The organism is Streptomyces sp. NPDC056527, from assembly GCF_042794475.1.
GTDB lineage: Bacteria > Actinomycetota > Actinomycetes > Streptomycetales > Streptomycetaceae > Streptomyces.
The window spans coordinates 1-19,502 of the sequence record NZ_JBHTTQ010000127.1; the positions used below are offsets into that span (position 1 = coordinate 1).

24 protein-coding genes and 1 pseudogene are annotated in these 19,502 nt (G+C 72.0%); 14 read left to right on the forward strand and 11 right to left on the reverse strand.

The window, feature by feature from the left end:
• A pseudogene (locus ACFQ7Q_RS33905) lies at positions 1 to 95 on the forward strand (ectoine/hydroxyectoine ABC transporter ATP-binding protein EhuA); the annotation flags it as partial.
• 91 nt (positions 96 to 186) lie between these two features.
• On the opposite strand, the gene ACFQ7Q_RS33910 reads toward ACFQ7Q_RS33905, so the two are convergent.
• On the reverse strand, positions 187 to 558 hold the full coding sequence (locus tag ACFQ7Q_RS33910) for a VOC family protein (protein WP_383561975.1): 372 nt from the start codon (positions 556 to 558) through the stop codon (positions 187 to 189).
• 84 nt (positions 559 to 642) lie between these two features.
• A complete protein-coding gene (locus tag ACFQ7Q_RS33915; RefSeq protein WP_383561977.1) occupies positions 643 to 1,545 on the reverse strand; it encodes an MBL fold metallo-hydrolase in 903 nt (300 codons plus the stop codon).
• 100 nt (positions 1,546 to 1,645) lie between these two features.
• On the opposite strand from ACFQ7Q_RS33915, the gene ACFQ7Q_RS33920 reads away from it, so the two are divergent.
• A complete protein-coding gene (locus ACFQ7Q_RS33920; protein WP_383561979.1) occupies positions 1,646 to 2,599 on the forward strand; it encodes an AraC family transcriptional regulator in 954 nt (317 codons plus the stop codon).
• A gap of 12 nt (positions 2,600 to 2,611) precedes the next feature.
• On the opposite strand, the gene ACFQ7Q_RS33925 is transcribed toward ACFQ7Q_RS33920, so the two are convergent.
• The 5 genes from ACFQ7Q_RS33925 to ACFQ7Q_RS33945 form a co-directional block, all read right to left on the reverse strand.
• The gene (locus ACFQ7Q_RS33925; RefSeq protein ID WP_383561981.1) at positions 2,612 to 2,956 is read right to left on the reverse strand and encodes a MerR family transcriptional regulator; all 345 of its coding nucleotides are present in this window, start codon (positions 2,954 to 2,956) and stop codon (positions 2,612 to 2,614) included.
• 176 nt (positions 2,957 to 3,132) lie between these two features.
• On the reverse strand, positions 3,133 to 4,002 hold the full coding sequence (locus ACFQ7Q_RS33930) for an endo alpha-1,4 polygalactosaminidase (RefSeq protein ID WP_383562021.1): 870 nt from the start codon (positions 4,000 to 4,002) through the stop codon (positions 3,133 to 3,135).
• A 261-nt stretch (positions 4,003 to 4,263) separates the two neighbouring features.
• Entirely contained in the window at positions 4,264 to 4,710 is a 447-nt protein-coding gene (locus ACFQ7Q_RS33935; protein WP_383561983.1) for an SRPBCC family protein, read from the reverse strand.
• Positions 4,711 to 4,822: 112 nt separating this feature from the next.
• Entirely contained in the window at positions 4,823 to 5,248 is a 426-nt protein-coding gene (locus ACFQ7Q_RS33940) for a DUF5990 family protein (protein WP_383561985.1), read from the reverse strand.
• A gap of 188 nt (positions 5,249 to 5,436) precedes the next feature.
• The gene (locus tag ACFQ7Q_RS33945; protein ID WP_383561987.1) at positions 5,437 to 6,243 is read right to left on the reverse strand and encodes an aminotransferase class IV family protein; all 807 of its coding nucleotides are present in this window, start codon (positions 6,241 to 6,243) and stop codon (positions 5,437 to 5,439) included.
• A 270-nt stretch (positions 6,244 to 6,513) separates the two neighbouring features.
• Here ACFQ7Q_RS33945 and ACFQ7Q_RS33950 point away from each other — a divergent pair, with 270 nt between their 5' ends.
• From ACFQ7Q_RS33950 to ACFQ7Q_RS33975, 6 genes are all read left to right on the forward strand, one after another.
• Positions 6,514 to 6,669, forward strand: a complete 156-nt coding sequence (locus tag ACFQ7Q_RS33950) for a hypothetical protein (RefSeq protein ID WP_383561989.1) — start codon at positions 6,514 to 6,516, stop codon at positions 6,667 to 6,669.
• 235 nt (positions 6,670 to 6,904) lie between these two features.
• Positions 6,905 to 8,812, forward strand: a complete 1,908-nt coding sequence (locus ACFQ7Q_RS33955) for an ATP-binding cassette domain-containing protein (RefSeq protein ID WP_383561991.1) — start codon at positions 6,905 to 6,907, stop codon at positions 8,810 to 8,812.
• A 109-nt stretch (positions 8,813 to 8,921) separates the two neighbouring features.
• Positions 8,922 to 10,139, forward strand: coding sequence for a cytochrome P450 (locus tag ACFQ7Q_RS33960; protein ID WP_383561993.1), 1,218 nt, complete (start codon positions 8,922 to 8,924; stop codon positions 10,137 to 10,139).
• Positions 10,140 to 10,143: 4 nt separating this feature from the next.
• The gene (locus tag ACFQ7Q_RS33965; protein ID WP_383561995.1) at positions 10,144 to 10,368 is read left to right on the forward strand and encodes a ferredoxin; all 225 of its coding nucleotides are present in this window, start codon (positions 10,144 to 10,146) and stop codon (positions 10,366 to 10,368) included.
• Between the two features lie 191 nt (positions 10,369 to 10,559).
• Positions 10,560 to 11,909: a cytochrome P450 gene (locus ACFQ7Q_RS33970; RefSeq protein ID WP_383561997.1), complete on the forward strand. Its 1,350-nt coding sequence runs from the start codon at positions 10,560 to 10,562 to the stop codon at positions 11,907 to 11,909.
• Positions 11,910 to 12,077: 168 nt separating this feature from the next.
• Positions 12,078 to 12,932: a RimK family alpha-L-glutamate ligase gene (locus ACFQ7Q_RS33975; RefSeq protein WP_383561999.1), complete on the forward strand. Its 855-nt coding sequence runs from the start codon at positions 12,078 to 12,080 to the stop codon at positions 12,930 to 12,932.
• A gap of 10 nt (positions 12,933 to 12,942) precedes the next feature.
• On the opposite strand, the gene ACFQ7Q_RS33980 is transcribed toward ACFQ7Q_RS33975, so the two are convergent.
• Both ACFQ7Q_RS33980 and ACFQ7Q_RS33985 read right to left on the reverse strand, forming a co-directional pair.
• Positions 12,943 to 13,590 carry a permease prefix domain 1-containing protein gene (locus ACFQ7Q_RS33980; RefSeq protein WP_383562001.1) on the reverse strand — a complete coding sequence of 216 codons (648 nt, stop codon included), beginning with the start codon at positions 13,588 to 13,590 and terminating at the stop codon, positions 12,943 to 12,945.
• Positions 13,587 to 13,928, reverse strand: coding sequence for a PadR family transcriptional regulator (locus ACFQ7Q_RS33985; RefSeq protein ID WP_383562003.1), 342 nt, complete (start codon positions 13,926 to 13,928; stop codon positions 13,587 to 13,589). Before ACFQ7Q_RS33985 ends, ACFQ7Q_RS33980 begins: the two co-directional genes overlap by 4 nt.
• Positions 13,929 to 14,010: 82 nt before the next feature.
• Here ACFQ7Q_RS33985 and ACFQ7Q_RS33990 point away from each other — a divergent pair, with 82 nt between their 5' ends.
• The 3 genes from ACFQ7Q_RS33990 to ACFQ7Q_RS34000 all read left to right on the forward strand — a co-directional run bounded on the left by ACFQ7Q_RS33990 (position 14,011) and on the right by ACFQ7Q_RS34000 (position 15,349).
• Positions 14,011 to 14,502 carry a hypothetical protein gene (locus ACFQ7Q_RS33990; RefSeq protein ID WP_383562005.1) on the forward strand — a complete coding sequence of 164 codons (492 nt, stop codon included), beginning with the start codon at positions 14,011 to 14,013 and terminating at the stop codon, positions 14,500 to 14,502.
• On the forward strand, positions 14,499 to 14,759 hold the full coding sequence (locus tag ACFQ7Q_RS33995) for a DUF3817 domain-containing protein (protein ID WP_383562007.1): 261 nt from the start codon (positions 14,499 to 14,501) through the stop codon (positions 14,757 to 14,759). Before ACFQ7Q_RS33990 ends, ACFQ7Q_RS33995 begins: the two co-directional genes overlap by 4 nt.
• A 92-nt stretch (positions 14,760 to 14,851) precedes the next feature.
• Complete coding sequence (locus ACFQ7Q_RS34000) at positions 14,852 to 15,349, forward strand: NUDIX hydrolase (RefSeq protein WP_383562009.1); 498 nt, start codon at positions 14,852 to 14,854, stop codon at positions 15,347 to 15,349.
• Positions 15,350 to 15,377: 28 nt separating this feature from the next.
• Here ACFQ7Q_RS34000 and ACFQ7Q_RS34005 read toward each other — a convergent pair whose 3' ends face one another.
• Positions 15,378 to 16,040, reverse strand: coding sequence for a class I SAM-dependent methyltransferase (locus ACFQ7Q_RS34005; RefSeq protein ID WP_383562011.1), 663 nt, complete (start codon positions 16,038 to 16,040; stop codon positions 15,378 to 15,380).
• Positions 16,041 to 16,184: 144 nt separating this feature from the next.
• On the opposite strand from ACFQ7Q_RS34005, the gene ACFQ7Q_RS34010 reads away from it, so the two are divergent.
• Positions 16,185 to 16,976, forward strand: a complete 792-nt coding sequence (locus ACFQ7Q_RS34010; RefSeq protein ID WP_383562013.1) for an SGNH/GDSL hydrolase family protein — start codon at positions 16,185 to 16,187, stop codon at positions 16,974 to 16,976.
• A gap of 81 nt (positions 16,977 to 17,057) precedes the next feature.
• Here ACFQ7Q_RS34010 and ACFQ7Q_RS34015 read toward each other — a convergent pair whose 3' ends face one another.
• Positions 17,058 to 17,462 (reverse strand): DUF5997 family protein, encoded by a 405-nt coding sequence (locus ACFQ7Q_RS34015; RefSeq protein WP_383562015.1) that lies wholly within the window; start codon positions 17,460 to 17,462, stop codon positions 17,058 to 17,060.
• 58 nt (positions 17,463 to 17,520) lie between these two features.
• Between ACFQ7Q_RS34015 and ACFQ7Q_RS34020 the strand changes: the two genes are divergently transcribed.
• Together ACFQ7Q_RS34020 and ACFQ7Q_RS34025 are read left to right on the forward strand one after the other, a co-directional pair.
• Positions 17,521 to 18,303 (forward strand): LysR family substrate-binding domain-containing protein, encoded by a 783-nt coding sequence (locus ACFQ7Q_RS34020; protein WP_383562017.1) that lies wholly within the window; start codon positions 17,521 to 17,523, stop codon positions 18,301 to 18,303.
• A gap of 102 nt (positions 18,304 to 18,405) precedes the next feature.
• Entirely contained in the window at positions 18,406 to 19,422 is a 1,017-nt protein-coding gene (locus ACFQ7Q_RS34025) for an MBL fold metallo-hydrolase (RefSeq protein ID WP_383562019.1), read from the forward strand.
• The last annotated feature ends 80 nt before the right edge of the window (positions 19,423 to 19,502 follow it).

Below are 19,502 nucleotides of genomic sequence, written 5' to 3' on the forward strand. Positions count from 1 at the left end.
ACGGCGGCGTCGTGGTCGAATCCGGCCACCCCCGCGACGTCCTGGGCAACCCCCAGCACGACCGCACCAAGGCATTCCTCTCCAAGGTGCTGTAGGGGTCACACGGGAAGGGGGTGCGGACCGGTGTCCGCACCCCCCTCCCGTAGGCGTGGAGCAGTACGTTCCTCGACGAGGCGGTACGGGAGGTCAGTTGCCTCTGATCACGCAGAAGGGATGCCCGGCCGGGTCGGTGAGGACTCGCCATCTGGCCTCGTTCGGCTGATGGTCCGGCTTGGCCGCGCCCAGTTGCAGGAGGTGGGCCTCCGCTTCGTCCAGGTCGTCGACGTCGAAGTCGAAGTGGAACTGCTGGGGAACGGTTTGGTCGGGCCATCGTGGAGCCTGGTAGTCGTCGACCCGTTGGAAGCCGATGAGGAGGCCGCCCTCGCCGCGGAGACCCGCGAACTCGGTGTCCGACTCGGGGTGGGGTTCGAGGCCGGTGGCCTGCTCGTAGAACGCCGCGAGGGCGAGCGGATCCGGGCAGTCCAGTGTGATCGCGGACAACTTCATCTGCACGGGCAAGGCACCTCCGGCCGAACTGTGGGCTTCGCAGACCTCAACCTAGACACGACCCTCTGGGTCCGCCCGCGAATTTTCGACGGCCGCTCACCACTTCGGCTGCCGGAGCGCGAAGCCGTCGCCCTCCCGGCGGACTTCCACCATGCCCGCGCCACCGAAGTGGGCGGGTACGACCAGTTCCCTTTCTGCGGCGGCTCGTTCGAGGATTCGGCGTCGGCTGGACACCGCTCCTCGGGCGTCCAGGCAGAAGCAGCTGTTGCACGAAGGGGCGAGGATCTGGACGGGGCTGTGCAGCAGGTCGCCGACGAAGACCGCCCTGTCCGCTCCGGACGCCAGGCGCAGCACGCAGGAACCCGGTGTGTGGCCCGGTGCCGGCTCCAGCGTGAGGTGGGCGTCGATGCGGTGGGTGCCGTCCCAGACCACGGCCTGCCCCGCCCGGTGCACGGGCGCGACACTGTCCTCGTAGACGAGCCGGTCGTCCGCCTGTCGTCCCTTGCCGTCCGCGTTGTCCGGGCCGAAGTGGGCGTCGTCCGCGGCCGCAATGAGGTATTGGGCGTTGGGGAACGTCGGGATCCACTCCCCCTCCGCGTCGCGGGTGTTGCAGCCGACGTGATCGGCGTGGAGGTGGGTGTTGACCACGACGTCGACGTCCTCCGGGTGGACGCCCGCCCGCGCCAGGCCGCCGAGGAAGTCGCCCTGCCAGTGGTGGAACTGGGGTTGTCCGGGGCGCTCGCGCCCGTTGCCCACTCCGGTGTCGACGAGCACGGTCCATCCGCCGCTGCGCAGCACCCACGTCTGCAACGCCATCACCGCCCTGTCGCCGTCCGGCTCCCAATGGTCCGGCGCCAGCCAGTCCTCGTTCGCCTGCCACACGTCCGCGCCGGAGTCCGGGACCAGTTCGCGGGCCGGCGCGAACGCGCCCTGCCACTCGACGATCCGGATGACCTCGACGTCTCCCAGCACCATGTTCTGAGGGCTCTCGTTCTTCATGGGATCGAGCCTAGGAACGGCCGGTGAGCCTCTCAATGCTCAAGCCGCTCCACCGAATACGCGAACGGATCACGGTCGAGTCGGGCTATACGCTGCATCGGTGGATGTAGTGAGCGACGCGATCGCGACGATACGCATCGGGCAGCCCTCCTCCGACCGGGTGCGGGCGAGCGGGACATGGTGCACACGGCTCGCCCCGTACGACGGTGCGGGCTTCCATGTGGTTCTGGAGGGCGCGTGCTGGCTGCTGCCCGACGGCGGCTCGCCCGTCCGACTCGTCGTGGGGGACGCGGTGCTGCTGCCGCACGGTACGGGACATGTGATCGCCGACTCCCCCGCCGACCCGGCGACCGTGGCAGGGGCCGTCTCCTTCGAGCGCTGGGCTGAGGCCCGGATGCGCCGCGGCCCGGCGCCGTCCCCGGAACCGGGTTCTCGTGGCGGGGTGGAGATGCTCTGCGGCAAGTACCGTCTCGATCGCAGCCGCGCGCACCCCCTCATGGCGGAGCTGCCCCACCTCGTCCACCTGCCGAACCGCGTCGGAGGCGATCCCGAACTGCGCGCCGCGATCGACCTGCTCGGCAGCGAGTTGAGCGCACAGCGGCCCGGCTCCGGAGTCGCCGTCCCGAGCCTCGTCGACCTTCTGCTCGTGTACATGATCCGCGCTTGGGTGACCCGGCACTCCACCGGTGCCTGGTCGGCCGTGCTCGGCGACCCGGTGACGGCGGCCGCCGTACGGGCACTGCATGCGGACCCGACCGCGCCGTGGACGAACGATCGTCTCGCCGTCGAGGCCGGCGTCTCCAGGCCCACCCTCACCCGCCGGTTCACCGCCCTCGTCGGGCGCCCGCCGATGGCCTACCTCACCTGGTGGCGCCTGACCCTGGCCGCCACCATGCTCCGCGACACCCAGGAGTCCTTGGCGGTCATCGCGCGCCGCGTCGGTTACGGAACCCCGTACGCCCTCTCCCACGCCTTCAGCCGAGAGTTCGGCACGACGCCGGGGCGCTACCGGACGCGGAACACGGCGCAGCTGGACACGCGGTCCAGCCCCTGATGCGCCCCGGGGTCAGGGCCTGGCCAGGACGTCGGCGAGGGCGTCACGGCTGCGCCGGAGGTCGTCGATGCGCTCCTCCGTCGCCGCCAGCTCCCGGTCCAGGATCGCCCGCACGTCCACGCACCAGTCGAACTCCGGGAGCTCGCCACGGGCGCACGGCAGCACCGCGCGGATGACGTCCGTGGACAGGCCGGCCCGCAGCAGCGCACGCACCTGCCGCACGGTGACCACGGAGTCGTCGTCGTACTCGCGATACCCGTTCGGTCCGCGACCCGCTTCCAGGAGCCCCTGTTCCCCGTAGTACCTCAACAGCCGTGTGCTGACTCCCGTACGCCGGGACAGCTCCCCGATCAGCATGTGCCCCGCCCCCTCCCGAACCTCATCCCGCGCCGGCGCCCGTCCCGCGCCCGCCCCGGCCATCGACGCCCACCCTCAACACCGCACCGAGACCCTCCCATTCCCGCGCGACCGGCCGAGAAGCCCCGTCGGCACCATGGCCGCCCGCTCCCCGAACACCGGCGAGCGCCGCCGACTCAGCAGGTGCGGCGCACGTACCCCGGCTTCCCGGCCGGCCGTACGTCAGGGTCCCGCAGGACGATCGAGAGCGTGTCGCCCCAGGTCGCGCAGGCCGCGTCGAGGCCCGCGGCCTCGTACTCGATGACGAGCACACGGTCGTCGAAGGCGGTCGCGTACGGCGCGCACTCCTCGTACTGGCCGCACTCCTCGGCGACCGCGAAGTCGAAGCCGAGGCCGCGGCCCCTCTTCGCGAGGTCGGCGGCGTTCTTCTGGCCGATCGCGAGGCCGGCCGCGTGGGCGCGGTCGACGAGGAGGCGCGCGAAGGCGAGGTCGTGCTCGGGCGTGAGGCGGCCATCGGACCGTTCGTACGAGTCGAGGTTGTCCGCCTCGACCGCCTGGTAGCCGTCGGTGGCGCACCCGTCGATCCACTCTCCGACGATGGCGGCGAGGCGCTCGCGCTTGGCCGGTGTGGAGACGTCCAGCAGGGCCTCGCCCCAGTCCTCGTCCATGACCGGAGCACCGGTGGCGTCGCGGAGGAGGAGGTCGGGGTGGTTGGCCTGCCACCAGTCCGTGGCGTCCGGTTGGGCCTGGAAGGCGTTGACGTAGCAGATGTTGTACAGGCCGGGCGCGGGCTTCACCGTGCGGTCGCGGGAGACCGCGCCGACACCGGGCGGAGGCGAGTACGGTCCGCCGATCTGGTAGTCGAAGCCGACCAGCGGCTCGGGTGGCACCACCTTCCCCGACGGCGCCTGGGACGACGGCGCGGAGTCGTCGGCGCCCTGCGGGTCGTCGGAGGACGTGCATCCGGCGACTGTCGCCGCGAGGACGCCGGCCAAGGCCAGGGCGGACAGCACGTTGCGGACGGGGCGCGGGGCGCGGGCGATCACGGTGCGGGGCTCCTGGCTGTCGTACGGGGTGGGGGCGCTCACCCGTCCGCGGGGTCGTCGGTGCTGCGGCAGTGGCTCCCGCGGTCATACGGTACGGCGACGCGCGGCCGATGGCGGCGTCGGCCTGCCGGAGATCCTCGGGTCTTCCTCGGCACGTCCCGCTGTCGAGGACGGACGCGTCCGGGTCGCTGTTCCTGAAGTCCACCGGCGCTCCCGCCGGCAGCATCGTGTGAAGCCGCCGTCATCTCTGCGAGCGGGGTGCTACGACGCTTCGACGGCGGCCTTGATGCGGCGCCCGAACGCGTCGGCGTCCTTGCGGGCGGCGCCGAGCGCGAGGCCGACGAGAAGCTTGCCGATGCCGTGGCCCTCCAGCACGTTGAAGATCCGGACCCGGGTACCGCCGTCCGGCAGGGGCTCCAGGTCGTAGCCCCCTTGGGCCGCCGTCACGACGTTCTTGGACACCTCGGCCCAGCGCATCCGGCGCGGCGCGTCGAACTCGGTGATGCGGAACTCGCGCGCCGTCTTCATGCCGGCGTCCTTCACCGTGCTCCGGAACACCGTTCCCACGCCGGTCGGCGCGTCGGGGACCCGCTCGATCCGCTGCACCCGGGGGCTGAACTTGGGGTCGTTGCGCCCGTCGGCGAGGAACGCGAAGACCTCGTCGATGGGGCGGCCGACATCCGTCGTCGCCTCGAACTGTCCGGACATCGGGCCACTCCTTGATCGCTTCCGTCGTGACGGCGAGCGTACGGCTCCGGGCCGGGCCGCGCGCGACGGAGTGCGCCGCGTGGATGACGGCCGGCGGTGCCGGGGTGCGGGGTCAGCTCCAGTGGATGCGGGGTGGGCGGACCGCGGCGCACAGCGGTAGTCCGTGGGCGTCGGTCAGTCCGAGGCGCCCCTCGACCTTGCCCCCGGCGACGGCCTGCTCCGGGAGGTCGTCGAGGAAGAGCTTGGCGCGGCGGAACATCGTGAACTCCGCGCCCGCCGGCTGCTCGCCCCACGTCAGGTAGAGGAACCGCGCCCCGCGCCGACCCTGGACGTGGGGTCCGCGGAAGTCCCGGGCACCGGGGCCGTCCGGGGTGTCGACGGTCCGGACGGTGAACTCCCACACCGCCTCGGGTGCGTCGCCCGGCACGGCGCCCTCCGGCTCGCGCCCGCGCTGGACCGCGACGTGCACGTCCCGGTACTCGCCGCATTCACGCCCGGGCAGGTCGTTGCCGACGATCCGTACGAAGAGCTCCGCCATGCCGTCCGCTCCCTGGGCCCCATCGATCGTCGACGTCCACCGCCCATCGTAGGGCCGCGCTCGGCGTGGGCGAACGACGAAGGCTCGTTGCCGCATACGGGGGAGATGCGGCAACGAGCCTTCGCCCACCACCATAGCGGTTGATCGTTCAACTGGAAAACTCGACGTCAACCTGGAGCCGGCGCCCGTCAGAGCGAGGCGGGCGGTTCCGCCTCGTAGGCCCGGTGGAGGAGCTCGACGAAGGACGGGGCATCGGGGAGCGGCACGGAGCCGATGCGGTGGACCGCGACGCCCGGCGTCCAGGAGTTCATGACCACTCCCCCGGGCAGGCCCGGCAGATCGGCGACCGTGATCTCCTGCCGGCGCTGGGGGACGCCCAGGCGGTCCAGCTGTCGCCTGACGACGGCCATCGTGGTTCCGCCCAGCATCTCGGCGACGGGCCACACCACCGACGTTCCGTCCCAGAAGGCCAGGTTCCAGATCGACCCTTCGCTGATCCGGCCTCGCCGGTCGACGAACAGGGCGTCGTCGAAGCCGTCACCGACGGCTCGGCGCAGCGCGTGCGTCTTGGCCACCTCGCCGACGTGCTTCACACCCGGCAGGTAGCGCTCGTACGTGACCGCCGCCAGCGCGAGCGGACCGTCGGGGCCATCCGCGGCCGGTCCGGTACGCACGAGCAGCTCGGGCTCCTCCTCGGCGGCGGCGGCGGTGAACTCGCCCGACGGCGAGTACGCCGTGGCCACCAGCGAGACATCGGCCGGACCGGCGGCCCGCGCCGCCGTTCGGAGCCAGGTACGCACGCGGTCGTCGGGGAGCGCGCGGCCGAACAGCTCCACGGACGCGTTCCGCAGCCGCTCCAGGTGGAGGTCGAGGCCCCGGACCCGGCCCCCACGCACCTGCATCGCGGTGAAGTGGGCGTAGCCCGCGAAGGCCAGCGGCGCAAGCTCGTCGGCGGTCGCCGGCCGGCCGTTGCGGTGCACGACGGAGGTGGTCATGGTGTCGCTCCTGCGGTACGGGAGGGGTGGGGTCGAGCGACGCCCGCGGGGCCGCTCACGGCGCGACGCTATGGCTTCACATCAATGGGAAGGTCAAGCCCGGGCCCGCTGCGGCAGGATGGGGGCATGGACACTTCGGACTGGGTTCCCCTGTTCAGCTTCGAGAACGTTCCCGGCTGCCTGCGGCCGGGGCGGCTCATTGCGGTTTGACTGCGCGACCGCGGTATCGACTGGAACCCCTTCGACGATGACGACATCAAGATCGACCTGATGTGCGGGGTCCGTTCGGACGGGCGTTGGCACGGCACGATCACGGTGAACGTCCGCGCCGAGGTGCTGCGCCGGTTCGGCCTCCATCCCGACCAGCCGACATCGGCGCCGGCCGACCCGTCGCCACCGAGCTGGTGGGGTCCCTGGGCGCGCTGACGGACCGTCGGCAACCTCTTCCGTCACATGCGTATCGAGGTCGGCGTTTCGGCCATCTCACCCTCCGACCAGGGGCCGTTCGCCCCAAGGGTGGATGCAGACCGCATCCGACGCGGGGCACGTCCCCGCGCGGAATCCGCTCCGGCTCAAACACATGTGTTCGATATCCGTGCGTTCGTCGTTGACCCCGGTGACCATGCCGTAGAGGCTCCGACGACCGTGCAGGAGACCGACGTTGACTTCAGCCGAGACCACGGAAACGCAGGCCGCGACGTCACGGGCGACGCCCGCACCGCCGCCGCCACCGCCCGCCGAGATCGCGTACACGGGGGAATACTCCGTGAACCCGCTCGACAACGTCACCTTCCGGGCGATGTGCGCCCGGCTCCCCGCAGTCCTGCGCCGCATCGCCGCGATGTCCTGGGCCGTGGACCGCCGGGCGGTTCTGCTGCTCCTGGCCTGCCAGGTCGTCACGGGCATGGCGGCCGCCGTCCTGTTGAGCGCCACGGCGCGGGCCATGGGTCCGATCCTGGGCGGCGGCGCCATCGCCGGACGGCTGGCGGACGCGCTGCCGGCGCTGCTCGTCGTGGCCGCCGCGACCGCGATCACTCGCGGCGCCGGAGCCCTCGCCTTGTACGGGGAGCGGAGGATCACGCCCAAGCTGACGACCGTGACGGACACCGCCCTGGTCGAGGCGGTCTGCCGGGTCGAGGCGGCGGCGTACGCGGTGGACGGGTTCGCCGACCGGCAGGAGGCCGCGGAGATGGGGGTGATCCGTACGCATGTGATGGTCACCGACGCCCAGCGCTTCATGTCCGCGCTGATCAGGATGGTCACCGCGGCCGGGGTTCTGGCGGTGCTCAACATGCTGATGCTGCCCCTGCTGCTCCTGGCTGTCCTCCCGGCCGGCGTGGGCGCGGTGCTCACCGCGCGTGTCGACTACGAGATCCACTACGCCAACGTCGCCGACCGCAATGTGCGGGGCATGATGCGCTGGTGGTCGACGACCTCCAAGTACGCCGACGAGGTCCGGGCCAACGGCATGACCGACTACCTGTTGTTCTGGTACCGGTCCCTCTCCGAGCGGGTCGACCGGCGCACGCTCGCCGCCGCCCCTCGGACCCTGCGGATCGCGCTCGTGTCCTCGCTCGCCGGCGGAGTGTTCCTCGTCGCCACCTGGGCGGCCCTCGCCTGGCTCGCCGTCACCGGCCGCATCGCACTCGCCGTCGCCGCCACGGCCGTCGTCGCCGTCCAGACGACGCTGGCCGCACTGTCCCAGGTCGTCGTCAACGGGGCCGCGGTCTTCCACACCAGCCTCTACCTCGGCGACATGCAGGCGTTCCTCGACGACGCCGGGCGCCGGGCGCCCCGGCGCGGTGAGCTCGCCGTCGCCGCGCCGGTGGAGGAGATCCGACTGGAGGAGGTCTGCTATCAGTACCCGGGCAAGGAGAAGCCGGCCGTGGACGGCGTCTCCCTGACTCTGCGGCGAGGGGAGATCCTCGCGATCGTGGGGGTGAACGGCTCCGGCAAGAGCACCCTGACCCGTCTGATCACCGGGATCTACCTGGCCGACAAGGGCCGGGTGACCTGGAACGGCTCCGATCTGGCCGGCGTCGACCCGGCGAGCGTCTGGGCCCGTACCGGCCTGGTTCCGCAGATCTTCGCGCAGTGGCCGCTGCGCGTCCGCGAGAACGTGACGCTGGGGCAGCCCCGCACGATCGACGACGGCCCGGTGTGGGAGGCGGTCGAGGCCGTGGGCATGAAGCAGGCCGTGGAGGACCTGCCCAAGGGCCTCGACACCCTGCTCGCCCGTGAGGTGTTCGGAGGTGTGGAGCTGTCCGGCGGCCAGTGGCAGCGTCTCGCCTGTTCCCGTGCGCTGTACCGGCGGCCCGAGCTGCTGATCCTCGACGAGCCCACCTCCCAGATGGATCCGCGCGGGGAGCACGGCATCTTCGAGCGCATCAAGGCCATCGCCGCGGACCGCATCACGATCGTGGTGACGCACCGCCTGGAGAACACCCGGATCGCCGACCGCGTGATCTGTCTGGAGAACGGCCGGATCACCGAACAGGGCAGCTACGACGACCTCGTTCACGCCGGAGGTGTCTTCGCCGAACTTCTCGCGCTCTCCCGGGACCGCTGACACTTGCACAACGCGCAACTCCGCTTTTACAGTGTTCAAGCAAGCCCTTGAACACCGTTGAAGTCGTGGTGTCCGCCGAGGCGGACACCACCCGCACTGGGGGAACGCCATGCGCCACGAACCGTCCGTACACACTCCCGAGCCCGTATCGCTGCCCTACGAGCGCCCCGCCGGCTGCCCCTTCGATCCGCCGGCTCCCCTCGCCGAGCTGCGTGCGCGGCAGCCACTCAGCCCCATGGCCTATCCCGACGGACATCAGGGCCGGCTGGTCACCAGCCACTCCCTCGTCCGCGCCGTCCTGGGGGACCCCCGCTTCAGCTCGCGGTACGAGCTGATGCACTACCCCCTGCCCGGCGGCCCCGAGGGCGAGCTGCCGCCCGCGCCTCCCGGCGACATGACCGGGTTGGACGCACCCGAGCACACGCGCTTCCGGCGCCTGCTCGCCGGCAAGTTCACCGTCCGGCGGATGCGGTTACTCACCGAGCGCGTCGAGGAGATCACCGCCGAGCACCTGGACGCGATGGAGGCCCAGGGCCCCGGCACCGACCTGGTCCAGGCGTTCGCTCAGCCCATCCCGGCTCTCATGATCTGCGAACTGCTCGGTGTGCCCTTCGCCGACCGCGAGACCTTCCAGGGGTTCGTGACCGCGCTGATGAGTCTGGACTCCACGCCCGACGAGCGGATGGCCGGCATGACGGGTCTGCAGGAGTACATGCACGGGCTGGTGCTCGCCAAGCGGGCCGTACCCACCGACGACCTGCTGAGCGACCTGACGAGCGGCGACCTCACCGACGAGGAGCTCACCGGCGTCGGGGGCTTCCTGCTCGGGGCGGGACTCGACACCACGGCGAACATGCTGGCGCACGGCACCTTCGCCCTCCTGCGGCACCCCGACCAACTCGCCGCCCTGCGCGCCGACCCGGACCTCGCCGACCAGGCCGTCGAGGAGCTGATGCGGTATCTGAGCATCGCCCACACGACGGTGCGTGTGGCGCTGGAGGACGTCGAGCTCGACGGGCAGGTCGTCAAGGCCGGCGAGTCGGTCACCCTCTCGATCCAGGCGGCCAACCGCGACCCGGAGCGGTTCGAGGACCCCGACAGCCTCGATCTGCACCGCAAGGCCACGGGGCAACTGGGTTTCGGGCACGGGATCCACCAGTGTCTGGGCCAGCAACTCGCCCGTGTCGAGATGCGCGTGGCCCTGCCCGCGCTCCTCACCCGGTTCCCGACACTGCGCCTGGCCGTCCCGGCCGATGACGTGCCCCTGCGGACGGACATGAACATCTACGGTGTGCACAGCCTCCCCGTTACCTGGGACGGGAAGTAGCGCCATGGAACTGACCGTCGTGCGCGAACGCTGCCAGGGCGCCGGGATGTGCGTCCTGACCGCACCCGATGTGTTCGACCAGGACGAGACCGACGGTCGCGTCGTGCTCCTCGAGTCCACGCCTCCCGTCGAGCGGCGAGCAGCCGCGCACGAGGCCGCCGAGCTGTGCCCTGCGGGCGCCATCGCCGTCGACGGCTCCCGTGGGCGGTCCGGCCCGGCACCGGTGTAGCGGAGCGGCTCGCTGTCGCGCTCGGGCCGTCCCGCCGCCCGAGCGCGACCCCCGCCCTCACCCATCGCCGTCAACCCGACGGGATTCCTCTCGCGCGGCTGGGAAACCTCCTCTGGCCTGCGGGGATGCCGAAGTGATCCCTCGCACACACCGGCCGGTACGTGCCCTGTCGCGTGCTAGCGTCCGCGAGCGTGACATCCGCCCTCGGCGGGCCCGGGCCCGCGTCCCCCACGGATCCGGCCGGCCCCTGCCCGTACGGTCGGGCGACCGGCCACGCGCCCCTCCCGCCGCACGAGGCGCTCGGCGGGTTCGGGGCACTCGGGGAGCTCGACCTGTTCGGTGAGGGTTTCGTCCGCGACCCGTACCCCTGGCTCGACGTCCTGCGGGCCGAGACCCCCGTCCATCACGATCCCGCGACCGGACTGTGGCTCGTCAGCCGGTACGACGACATCCGCCGGGTGCTGCTGGATCCGGCGGTCTTCCGGCCGGACAACGCCCAGCACGCCATCACGCCACTGGGTGTTCCGGCTCTCCGCGTTCTCGCCCGGGCGGGCTTCCGGGTCCGCCCCGCACTGGCCAACAACGGCAGCGAGACCCACCCCGGACTGCGCCGCGTGGTCACCCGGTTCTTCAACGCCCAGCGGGTCGCCGCGGCCGTGCCGGTGATCGAGCGGGTCGCCGACGAACTGCTCGACACCGTACGGACCGAGCTCGACGCCACCGGCGGCAGCGACCTGTTCGGCGCGTTCGCCCACACCCTGCCCTGCCGGGTCATGATGGAGCTGCTGGGCATCGACGGTCTCGACACCTCGACCCTGGTCCGCTGGAGCGACGCCTCGCTGGAGTTGTTCTGGGGGCGTCCGACGCCCGAGCGACAGCTCGAACTCGCCGCGCTCGTCGCCGAGTTCCATCAGTGGCTCACCACGGTCGTGACGAACCGGACAGCTCCGGCGGACAGTTTCGTCGGCGCGCTGGCCCGGCACCGTCTGCCCGACGGGGAGCTGCTGGACGTGCAGACCGCGGTCGGCGCATGCTTCTTCGTGTTCGTCGCCGGGCAGTCGACGACCGGCCAGCTCATCGCCACCGTCCTGCGCGGCGCGCTCGCCGAGCCGGGCATCTGGCCCCGGGCTGCGCACGAGGAGGGCCTGGCGCGGGCGTGGGTCGAGGAGGTCCTGCGCCGTGAGCCCCCCGTCACCACCTGGCGGCGCGTCACCGAGCGACCGGTGGAGCTCGGCGGGGTGACGCTCCCCGCCGGCGCCGAACTGCTGCTGATGCTCATGGGCAGCGGTTCCGACCCCGAGGTCTTCGACACCCCGGAGGAGATGCGCCCGCACCGCGCCAACTCCCGTCATCATCTGGCGTTCGGGGTGGGCCGCCACCGCTGCCCGGGCGCCTCCCTGGCCCGTACGGAGGCGGCCGTCGCCCTCCGCGCGGCGGCGCGCCGCTTCCCCGCCCTTCACCTCGCTCCCGATGCCCCGCCCCCGCCGGTCCTCGACCTGCTCTCGTTCCGCGCGCCGCTCCAGGTCCCGGTCGCCCGTTGATGTCGTGCGTCCCGCTGTGAGGCGCACATTTCGCGGGCGAGGTCCGTGCCCCGCCGGGGCGCGGGATCTTGCCCGGTCGCACACATCTCCCTGACACTGGTGTTCCATAGGAACGGACCTGACACGGGACAGCGGGAGAGACACGTGGGCATGGCCAGGATCGCGATCGTGACGAGCGAGGCTTACGCGGACCTCGACGAGGAGCTTCCGCTGATCGTGGAGGCGCTGCGCGCCGAGGGCTTCACCGCGGAGGCGGTGGCATGGGACGCCGCCTCGGTGGACTGGGACGGCTTCGACCTGGCCGTCATCCGGTCGACATGGGACTACGCGGATAGGCTGGACGACTTCCTGGCGTGGGTCGAGGACGCGGGCCGTGCGACCCGGCTGAGGAACGCCGCGCAGGTGGTGCGCTGGAGCAGCGACAAGCGGTACCTGGGGGCGCTGGCCGGGCAGGGCGTCTCCGTCGTGCCCACGCGATTCATCGAGCCCGGCGAGCAGGTCCGCCCCGAGGACTTCGACGGGCCCGACGGCGTCGTGGTGAAGCCGACGGTCTCCTTGGGTGCGCGTGACACCGCGCGGTACGAGCCGGGGCGGCGGTCGGACGCCATCGACCACGCCCGGATGCTGCTCGACCAGGGGCGGGCCGTCATGGTCCAGCCGTACCTGCGCCTCGTGGCGGAGGGGGAGCGTGCGCTGGTCTTCTTCTCCGGCGCCTTCAGCCATGCCATCCGCAAGGGCGAGGTGCTGACCGAGCCCAATGTGATCGACAATGCCCGGACGCCGCATCCCGACGTCGTCCCGTACCGGCCCACCGAGACGGAACTCCGTACGGCACTGGAGGCGTTGGCCGCCGTCCCGGGGACCGAGACGCCGTTGATCGCCCGCGTGGACCTGGCGCTCGACTCGTCGAGGGTGCCGGTCGTCATGGAGTTGGAGCTCGTCGAGCCGTACCTGTTCCTCGAGGCCGACCCGGAGGGACTGAAACGCTTCGTCGAGGCTGTGGCTGCCGAAAGTCGCCGCTAGCGAAGGACTCCTACGCGGGCAGTCGGGCGCACCGTCGGCACGCCCGGGCCGAGGGCGCGGTCAGCGCGTGCGACGCCGCGGCGAGTGCGCAGGCCACGGCGATCAGAGGCCAGTTGGCGGCCATGACCGCTGCCACGGCGAGCGTCAGCGTGGCCAGCGCCATCGCGATGCTCGCGGTCGTCCCGGCCCACGCGACGACGAGAGGCAGTCGGTGCGGGGTCGGGAGCCGGCGGGCGAGCGTGCCCGAGGCCGCCAGCATGGCCGCTGCGAGGAGGGCGGCGACGCCCGCGACCCCGGCCAGAGGGACCGCGAGGAGCTGACCGGTTCCCGTACCGCTGCTGAAGAGCGTGTACCAGCAGGCGAGGAGGAAGGGAGCGGTGAGGACGACGGAGCGGGCGGTGTGCCGGGCCTGGGCGATGGTCAGTTCACGCTGGCACCCGGGCGCGAGTTCGTCGGGCGTGCCGAACTCGCGTACCGCCTGCCGGACCGCTTCGTCGTAGGGCGTTCCCTCGCGGGTGTACGCCTCCGCGGTGTCGGCGAGCCCCTCGCGCAGCTCCTCGATCAACCGGGCCTTGGCACGGACCGGGCCGTGCAGGGCGCCCGCCAGGTCGGCGGCGAACTCCTCGACGAGGCCGCCCGGGCGACCGTCGGCGCTCATGTGGCGGGCCGGGGCGAGGTGGCGGGATTCAGGACGGAGCCGATCGCCGCCGTGAACTCGCGCCAGGCGGTCCGCTCGTTCGCCAGGGCGCTCCGGCCCGCGTCGGTGAGCGCGTAACACCGTCGGCGGCGTTCGCCGACCGAGTCCCAACTACTGCTCAGCAGTCCGATCCGCTCCAGCCGGTTGAGCGCCGGATAGATCGTGCCCGTCCGCAGATCGAGCACACCTCCGCTGCGCTGCTGGACCGCGGTGATGATCGCGTACCCGTGCAGCGGCCCCTGCTCCAGCACGGCCAGCAGCAGTCCGTCCAGGTGCCCTCGCACCGCATCCGCCCTCATAGGTAGGCAGCCTACTCAATGGAGCAGTAGACATGCTATCTATTGGCAGCCAACACATTGAGAACGGCTGGAGGGCCTTCCCATGACCAAGTTGCTGCTGTCCATACACGTACTCGCGGCGATTCTGGTGGTCGGACCGATCGCCGTCGCCGCCTCGCTCTTCCCGCGATACGCACGGCAGGCCGCACCCGGGGGCATGGACGTGGATGCCGCCGAGGAACGGACCCGCGCCGCGTCCGTCGCCGCGGTCCTGCACCGGATCTGTCGCGGTTACGCCGTCGCCGGTGTCGCCGTTCCGGTCTTCGGGCTCGCGACCGCCATCCAGCTCGGCGTGCTCACCGACGTCTGGCTGATCTCGTCGCTGGTGCTGACGGCGATGGCCGCGGCCGTCCTGGTCCTCGCGATCCTGCCCCACCAACAGCGGATGCTCGACGGCGGGCCGGAGATTGTCGTCGACGGCGCGCCCCAGGCGCTCGCGGCGCGACTGGCCATGCTCACGGGGGTGTTCAACCTTCTCTGGACGATCGTCGTCGTCCTCATGATCGTCCGCCCCGGTTCGACGACGGGAGCGTGACGACCGTGCGTACCCTGCGCATCGCCGCCGGCGTCGAAGCGTTCTCACTGGTGGCCCTGCTGGCCAACCTGCTCACCACGCACACGCCGGCCGTATCGAGCCTCGTCGGCCCGCTGCACGGCACCGCCTACCTCGTCGTCATCGCGGCCACCTGGCAGGTCTCCGACGCCGCCATGCCAGGCGCCCGTTGGGCCGCCGCCGTACCCGGCGTGGGGGGACTGCTCGCTCTGCGGCGACTGAGGAGCGATGGAGCGTAGGGGCGCAGGACGTCACCGGTTGGCATGGGCGGCGGCGCCTCATGGTGTTGGCTGAGGAGGCACACCCCTCCAGGTCCGCACGAGGAGCCGCCATGCCCGCCGCCGAGCAGCCGCCCGAGCCCCACCGCAACGTCCGCCCGCCGACCGCGCAGGCATCTCTCGGTGCGGGCGTCGTGGTGACCGACGAGCGCGGGCGGGTCCTGCTGGGTCTGCACCCCACGGGCGCGTGGGAGCTTCCGGGCGGCAAGGTGGACCCCGGCGAGTCAATCGAGGAGGCGGCGGTCCGTGAACTCGCCGAGGAGACCACGCTCGTGGCCGCCGCCGACGACGTCGAGGTCATCGGCATCCTGCTCGACGCACTCACCTCGACGCATCTCACCCGCCTGACGGCGGTGGCCGTCGTCCGGGCCTTCGAAGGAACCCCGGCCGTGGCGGAGCCGGACAAGATCCGACGCTGGGAGTGGACCTCCCTCGACCGCCTCCCCCGGTCGTTGTTCACGCCCTCCGCCCAGGCGCTGAAGACCTGGTGTCCCGAACTACCCATCGAGGACGGCCCGTTCCACCGCTACCGCGTCAGGCCGGCGCACTGACTCCCGGTCCGGGACCTCGCGGCGCGTCTCAGACGTCGGCGATCACGGCATACCGCTCGTCGTCCACCCGCTTGCCCCACAGATCACTGTCCCCCTCGCCGTCCAGCCGCTCGACGCGCAGCCGGGAGACGAGGGGGCGGACCGCCTCGGCCAGGTCCTCCGCACCGATCCCGCCGTGCCAGGGAAGCGACTCGGCTCCGGCGACGTAGGGCACACCGCTCTGGCCCGACTCCCGCCAGCGGCCCTCGACCAGGACGAGCCGACCCCCCGGCCGGAGGCGGCCGACCCACTCACGCAGGGCGACCTCCGGATCGGGGAGCGTCCAGAGCAGGTGCCGGGACAGCGCGACGCCGAAGCGCCGATCCCCGGTCGGTGGCGCCATGGCATCGCCGGCCAGGAAGCGGCCCGGGAGGCCGGCGGCGTCGAGTTTCGCGCGTGCCTGCTCCACCATCCCCGGCGCCAGGTCGACGCCGGTCACCCGGTGCCCCGCCTCGGCCAGCAGCAACGAGAGCGATCCCGTGCCGCAGCCGATGTCGAGGACGTCGACCTGGCCCGAGGGCATCCAGTCGCGCAGGTGCCGGGCCCAGGCGGCACGGGTGCCGGCGTCTCGTAGGCCGTGGTCCGGTTCGTCGTCGAAGGCCGCGGCGGCGGCATCCCAATAGGCGGCGATCGATGCGGTGTCGTCGGTCATCTCGCGATCCTCGCACCCGCCACCGACACTCCGCGGGTGCCGAGCCACCCTTGCACGCTATATTCAACGAGTTGAATAAGTAACGTGTTGAATCCATCGCGGCGTGTCGTCAGGACACGACGCTCACGGAGGAGCGAAGCGCCCATGCACAACGGTCCGTACGCGCGATACGTCGCGCTGGGCGACAGTCAGACCGAGGGTCTCGGGGACGGCGACGACGCCACCGGGCTGCGCGGCTGCGCCGATCGGCTCGCGGAGTTGATCGCCGACACCAGCCCCGGACTGACCTACGCCAATCTGGCCGTGCGGGGGAAACTCGCCGGGCAGGTACGGGCGGAGCAACTCGGACCGGCCCTGGCGCTGCGTCCGGACGTGGCCACCGTCGTCGCGGGGATGAACGACCTGCTCCGGCCCCGCTTCGACGCCGACGAGGTGGCCGGTCATCTGGAGGCGATGTTCGCCGAACTCACCGCCCAGGGCGCCAGGGTGGCCACCGTGACGTTCCCGGACGTCGCGCGCGTCATCCCGCTCGCCCGGCCCCTCACCGCCCGGGTCACCGCTCTCAACACCCGCATCCGGGAGGCGGCAGGTCGGCACGGCGTCGCGGTGGCCGAGACCTGCCTCCATCCCGTCGTCACGGACTCCCGCCTCTGGAGTGCGGACCGGCTCCACGCCAGCCCGCTGGGGCACGAACGCATCGCCGCCGCGGTCGCCGCCGCCCTGGACCTTCCCGGCAGCGGCGACGCGTGGACCCGCCCGCTCCCGGCGCATCCGGGCCCGCCGCGGTCCGGAGCGCGAGCCGCGCTCGACGAGTTCCGGTGGGTCGCGGCCTTCCTGGGCCCGTGGCTCGGCCGGCGTCTGCGCGGACGCTCCTCCGGGGAAGGCCGCACGGCCAAGCGTCCCGAGCCGACGCCGGTCCTGACCTCGGTGGCGTGACGCCGCCCCTGATACGCGAACGTGCGGCCGTCGGGGACGGGCGGACGGCTCACTGCCCGGGAGGGGTCCTACGGCCTCGTGTCAGGAGTCCGAGCGGTCGGCCTTCGCGGCCTTCTCGGCCTGCATCTCCTTGATCCGGACCGCTTCCTTGCGGACCTCGGCCTGGGTGGCGCGCTCCTTCTGCAGCCACTCCGGGTCTTCCTTCTTCAGCTCCTCGATCTGCTCGGTGGTGAGGGCTTCGGTGATGCCGCCCCGCGCGAGACCGGAGATGGAGATCCCGAGCTTGGCCGCGATCACCGGGCGGGGGTGCGGTCCGTTGCGCCGCAGCTCGCGAAGCCACTCGGGCGGATCGGTCTGCAGGGCGTTCAGCTCGGTGCGCGAGACGACACCCTCCCGGAACTCGGCGGGGGTGGCCTCGAGGTACACACCCAGCTTCTTCGCCGCGGTCGCGGGCTTCATCGTCTGGGCGGTCTGGTGCGACGTCATGGTGTCAAGGGTATCGAGCGTGTGAGCTACCTCTGACCACGACCGGTAACCTGGCGGGGTGACTGGCCAGGAAGTACCCCCCTCGTTCCGGCTCGCCTACGTCCCGGGAGTGACACCCACGAAGTGGGTGCGGATCTGGAACGAGCGACTGCCCGACGTTCCGCTGACCCTCGTCCAGGTGCCGCCCGCCGAGGCCTGCGCCCTGCTGCGGGACGGCGGCGCGGACGCCGGTCTGGTGCGCCTGCCGGTCGACGGTGCGGACCTCAGCGCCATCCCCCTCTACGCCGAGACGACCGTCGTGGTGATCCCCAAGGACCACGTCGTGGCGGCGGTGGAGGAGGTGTCCCCCGAGGATCTGGCCGAGGAGATCGTGCTGCATCCGCTCGACGACACCCTCGACTGGGAGCGTCCGCCGGGGCTGCCGGCGTTCGAGCGCCCGGCCACGACGGCCGACGCGATCGAGCTGGTGGCGGCTGGGGTGGGGCTGCTCGTCGTGCCACAGTCGCTGGCGCGTCTGCACCACCGCAAGGACCTCACCTACCGCCCGGTGTCGGACACCCCCGAGTCGCGGATCGCGCTGTCGTGGCCGCAGGACGAGACGACGGATCTGGTGGAGCAGTTCATCGGGATCGTCCGCGGGCGGACCGTGAACAGCACGCGTGGCCGTCCCCCGACCCCGCCGCAGCCGAAGGGCAAGCGCCCGGAGAAGGGCGGCAAGCCGGCGGCGAAGGGCCCGCGGGGCGGTTCGGGCGGTTCCGGCCGCGGCGGTTCCGGCGGCGCGAAGGGCGCACCCAAGGGCTCGAAGAACGTCAAGCGCGGCAAGCCGCGCCGTAAGCCGTAGCCGTTCTCCACCGCTCCGACCAGGGCTGATAGGCGTACACCTATGGCTCCCATGGCGATCGGGTCTTGGACAGGGGCGCGCGTCGGCTGATCTTCTGGCGCCATGAACGAGGACACGAACGCGCAGAACCACCACGGCTACGCACGGCGGGCCATGCTCCGAGGAGCCGCGCTCGGCGCGGCCTTACCGCTGCTGCCGACGGCGGTCGGCGGCGCGACCGACGCGATGGCCCGGTCCCGGTCCGCCGACGCCGCCCCCGACCCGGGCTCCGCCTCGCTGCGCTGGCTCGGAACGGCCGGCTGGCGGATCGACGTGGGTCGTCGGACCGTGCTCTTCGACCCCTATCTCACCCGCTTCAGGACGGGCCTCTTCGACGCCGCCTTCGATCCGGCCACGAAGATCGAGGCGACCGACGCCACGTTGGTACGGGAGTTCGCCGGGACTCCGGAGCTCATCCTGGTCAGCCACTCCCACTGGGACCACATCGCCGACGTGCCGTACATCGCCAAGGCCACCGGCGCGCGTGTCGTGGGAACCGAGACCACGTTCCATCTCCTGGTCGCCTTCGGGGTGGATCCGCTCCAGATCTCCGTGGTCAAGGGCGGTGAGGTGCTGGACTTCGGCGGCGGCCTCACGGTGGAGGTGGTGGCGAGCCTGCACAGCCGCAACAAGAAGCATGCCTACTTCGCCCCGGGCACCCGCACGGCGCCGCCCGCCACCGTCCCCGAGACCATCTCCGACCTGCCGGAGGGCGACACCCTCGCGTTCCAGGTCACGGCCGGCGCCGGGGGTCCCGCCCTGTTCCTCATGGGCGCCAGCGACTTCTCCGAACGGTCGGCCGCCGGACTGCGCCCCGACGTGGCGATGGTCGCCGTCCCCTCCAGCTCCGCGACCCACCGCTACGCGCCCCGGCTGCTGCGGGCGCTGGGGCACCCGCCCGTGATCGTCCCGGTCCACTGGGACAACTTCGAGACGCCGCTGCGTGAGCCCGTGGTCCCCGACCCCACTATGGACCTGGCCGGGTTGATCGACCAGGTGCGCCGGGAGTCGCCCGCGAGCCGCGTCGTCGTACCCGACTACCGGAGCGTGTACGGCGCTGACATGCGCACCCGTCGCTGACCCGGCACAAGACGGGACGGGAAACGCCGTCGCGCCCCGGGGGGGGGCGGGGGGGGGCCGGCCCCGCCGGCCGGCGCCCG

Excerpts from the sequence above, each read along its gene's own strand:
- ACFQ7Q_RS33915 (WP_383561977.1), bottom strand. The coding sequence starts at position 1,545 with ATGAAGAACGAGAGCCCTCAGAACATGGTGCTGGGAGACGTCGAGGTC.
- ACFQ7Q_RS33925 (WP_383561981.1), bottom strand. The coding sequence starts at position 2,956 with ATGCTGATCGGGGAGCTGTCCCGGCGTACGGGAGTCAGCACACGGCTG.
- ACFQ7Q_RS33935 (WP_383561983.1), bottom strand. The coding sequence starts at position 4,710 with ATGTCCGGACAGTTCGAGGCGACGACGGATGTCGGCCGCCCCATCGAC.
- ACFQ7Q_RS33940 (WP_383561985.1), bottom strand. The coding sequence starts at position 5,248 with ATGGCGGAGCTCTTCGTACGGATCGTCGGCAACGACCTGCCCGGGCGT.
- ACFQ7Q_RS33945 (WP_383561987.1), bottom strand. The coding sequence starts at position 6,243 with ATGACCACCTCCGTCGTGCACCGCAACGGCCGGCCGGCGACCGCCGAC.
- ACFQ7Q_RS33950 (WP_383561989.1), top strand. The coding sequence starts at position 6,514 with ATGTGCGGGGTCCGTTCGGACGGGCGTTGGCACGGCACGATCACGGTG.
- ACFQ7Q_RS33960 (WP_383561993.1), top strand. The coding sequence starts at position 8,922 with ATGCGCCACGAACCGTCCGTACACACTCCCGAGCCCGTATCGCTGCCC.
- ACFQ7Q_RS33965 (WP_383561995.1), top strand. The coding sequence starts at position 10,144 with ATGGAACTGACCGTCGTGCGCGAACGCTGCCAGGGCGCCGGGATGTGC.
- ACFQ7Q_RS33980 (WP_383562001.1), bottom strand. The coding sequence starts at position 13,590 with ATGAGCGCCGACGGTCGCCCGGGCGGCCTCGTCGAGGAGTTCGCCGCC.
- ACFQ7Q_RS33985 (WP_383562003.1), bottom strand. The coding sequence starts at position 13,928 with ATGAGGGCGGATGCGGTGCGAGGGCACCTGGACGGACTGCTGCTGGCC.
- ACFQ7Q_RS33990 (WP_383562005.1), top strand. The coding sequence starts at position 14,011 with ATGACCAAGTTGCTGCTGTCCATACACGTACTCGCGGCGATTCTGGTG.
- ACFQ7Q_RS34000 (WP_383562009.1), top strand. The coding sequence starts at position 14,852 with ATGCCCGCCGCCGAGCAGCCGCCCGAGCCCCACCGCAACGTCCGCCCG.
- ACFQ7Q_RS34005 (WP_383562011.1), bottom strand. The coding sequence starts at position 16,040 with ATGACCGACGACACCGCATCGATCGCCGCCTATTGGGATGCCGCCGCC.
- ACFQ7Q_RS34010 (WP_383562013.1), top strand. The coding sequence starts at position 16,185 with ATGCACAACGGTCCGTACGCGCGATACGTCGCGCTGGGCGACAGTCAG.
- ACFQ7Q_RS34015 (WP_383562015.1), bottom strand. The coding sequence starts at position 17,462 with ATGACGTCGCACCAGACCGCCCAGACGATGAAGCCCGCGACCGCGGCG.
- ACFQ7Q_RS34025 (WP_383562019.1), top strand. The coding sequence starts at position 18,406 with ATGAACGAGGACACGAACGCGCAGAACCACCACGGCTACGCACGGCGG.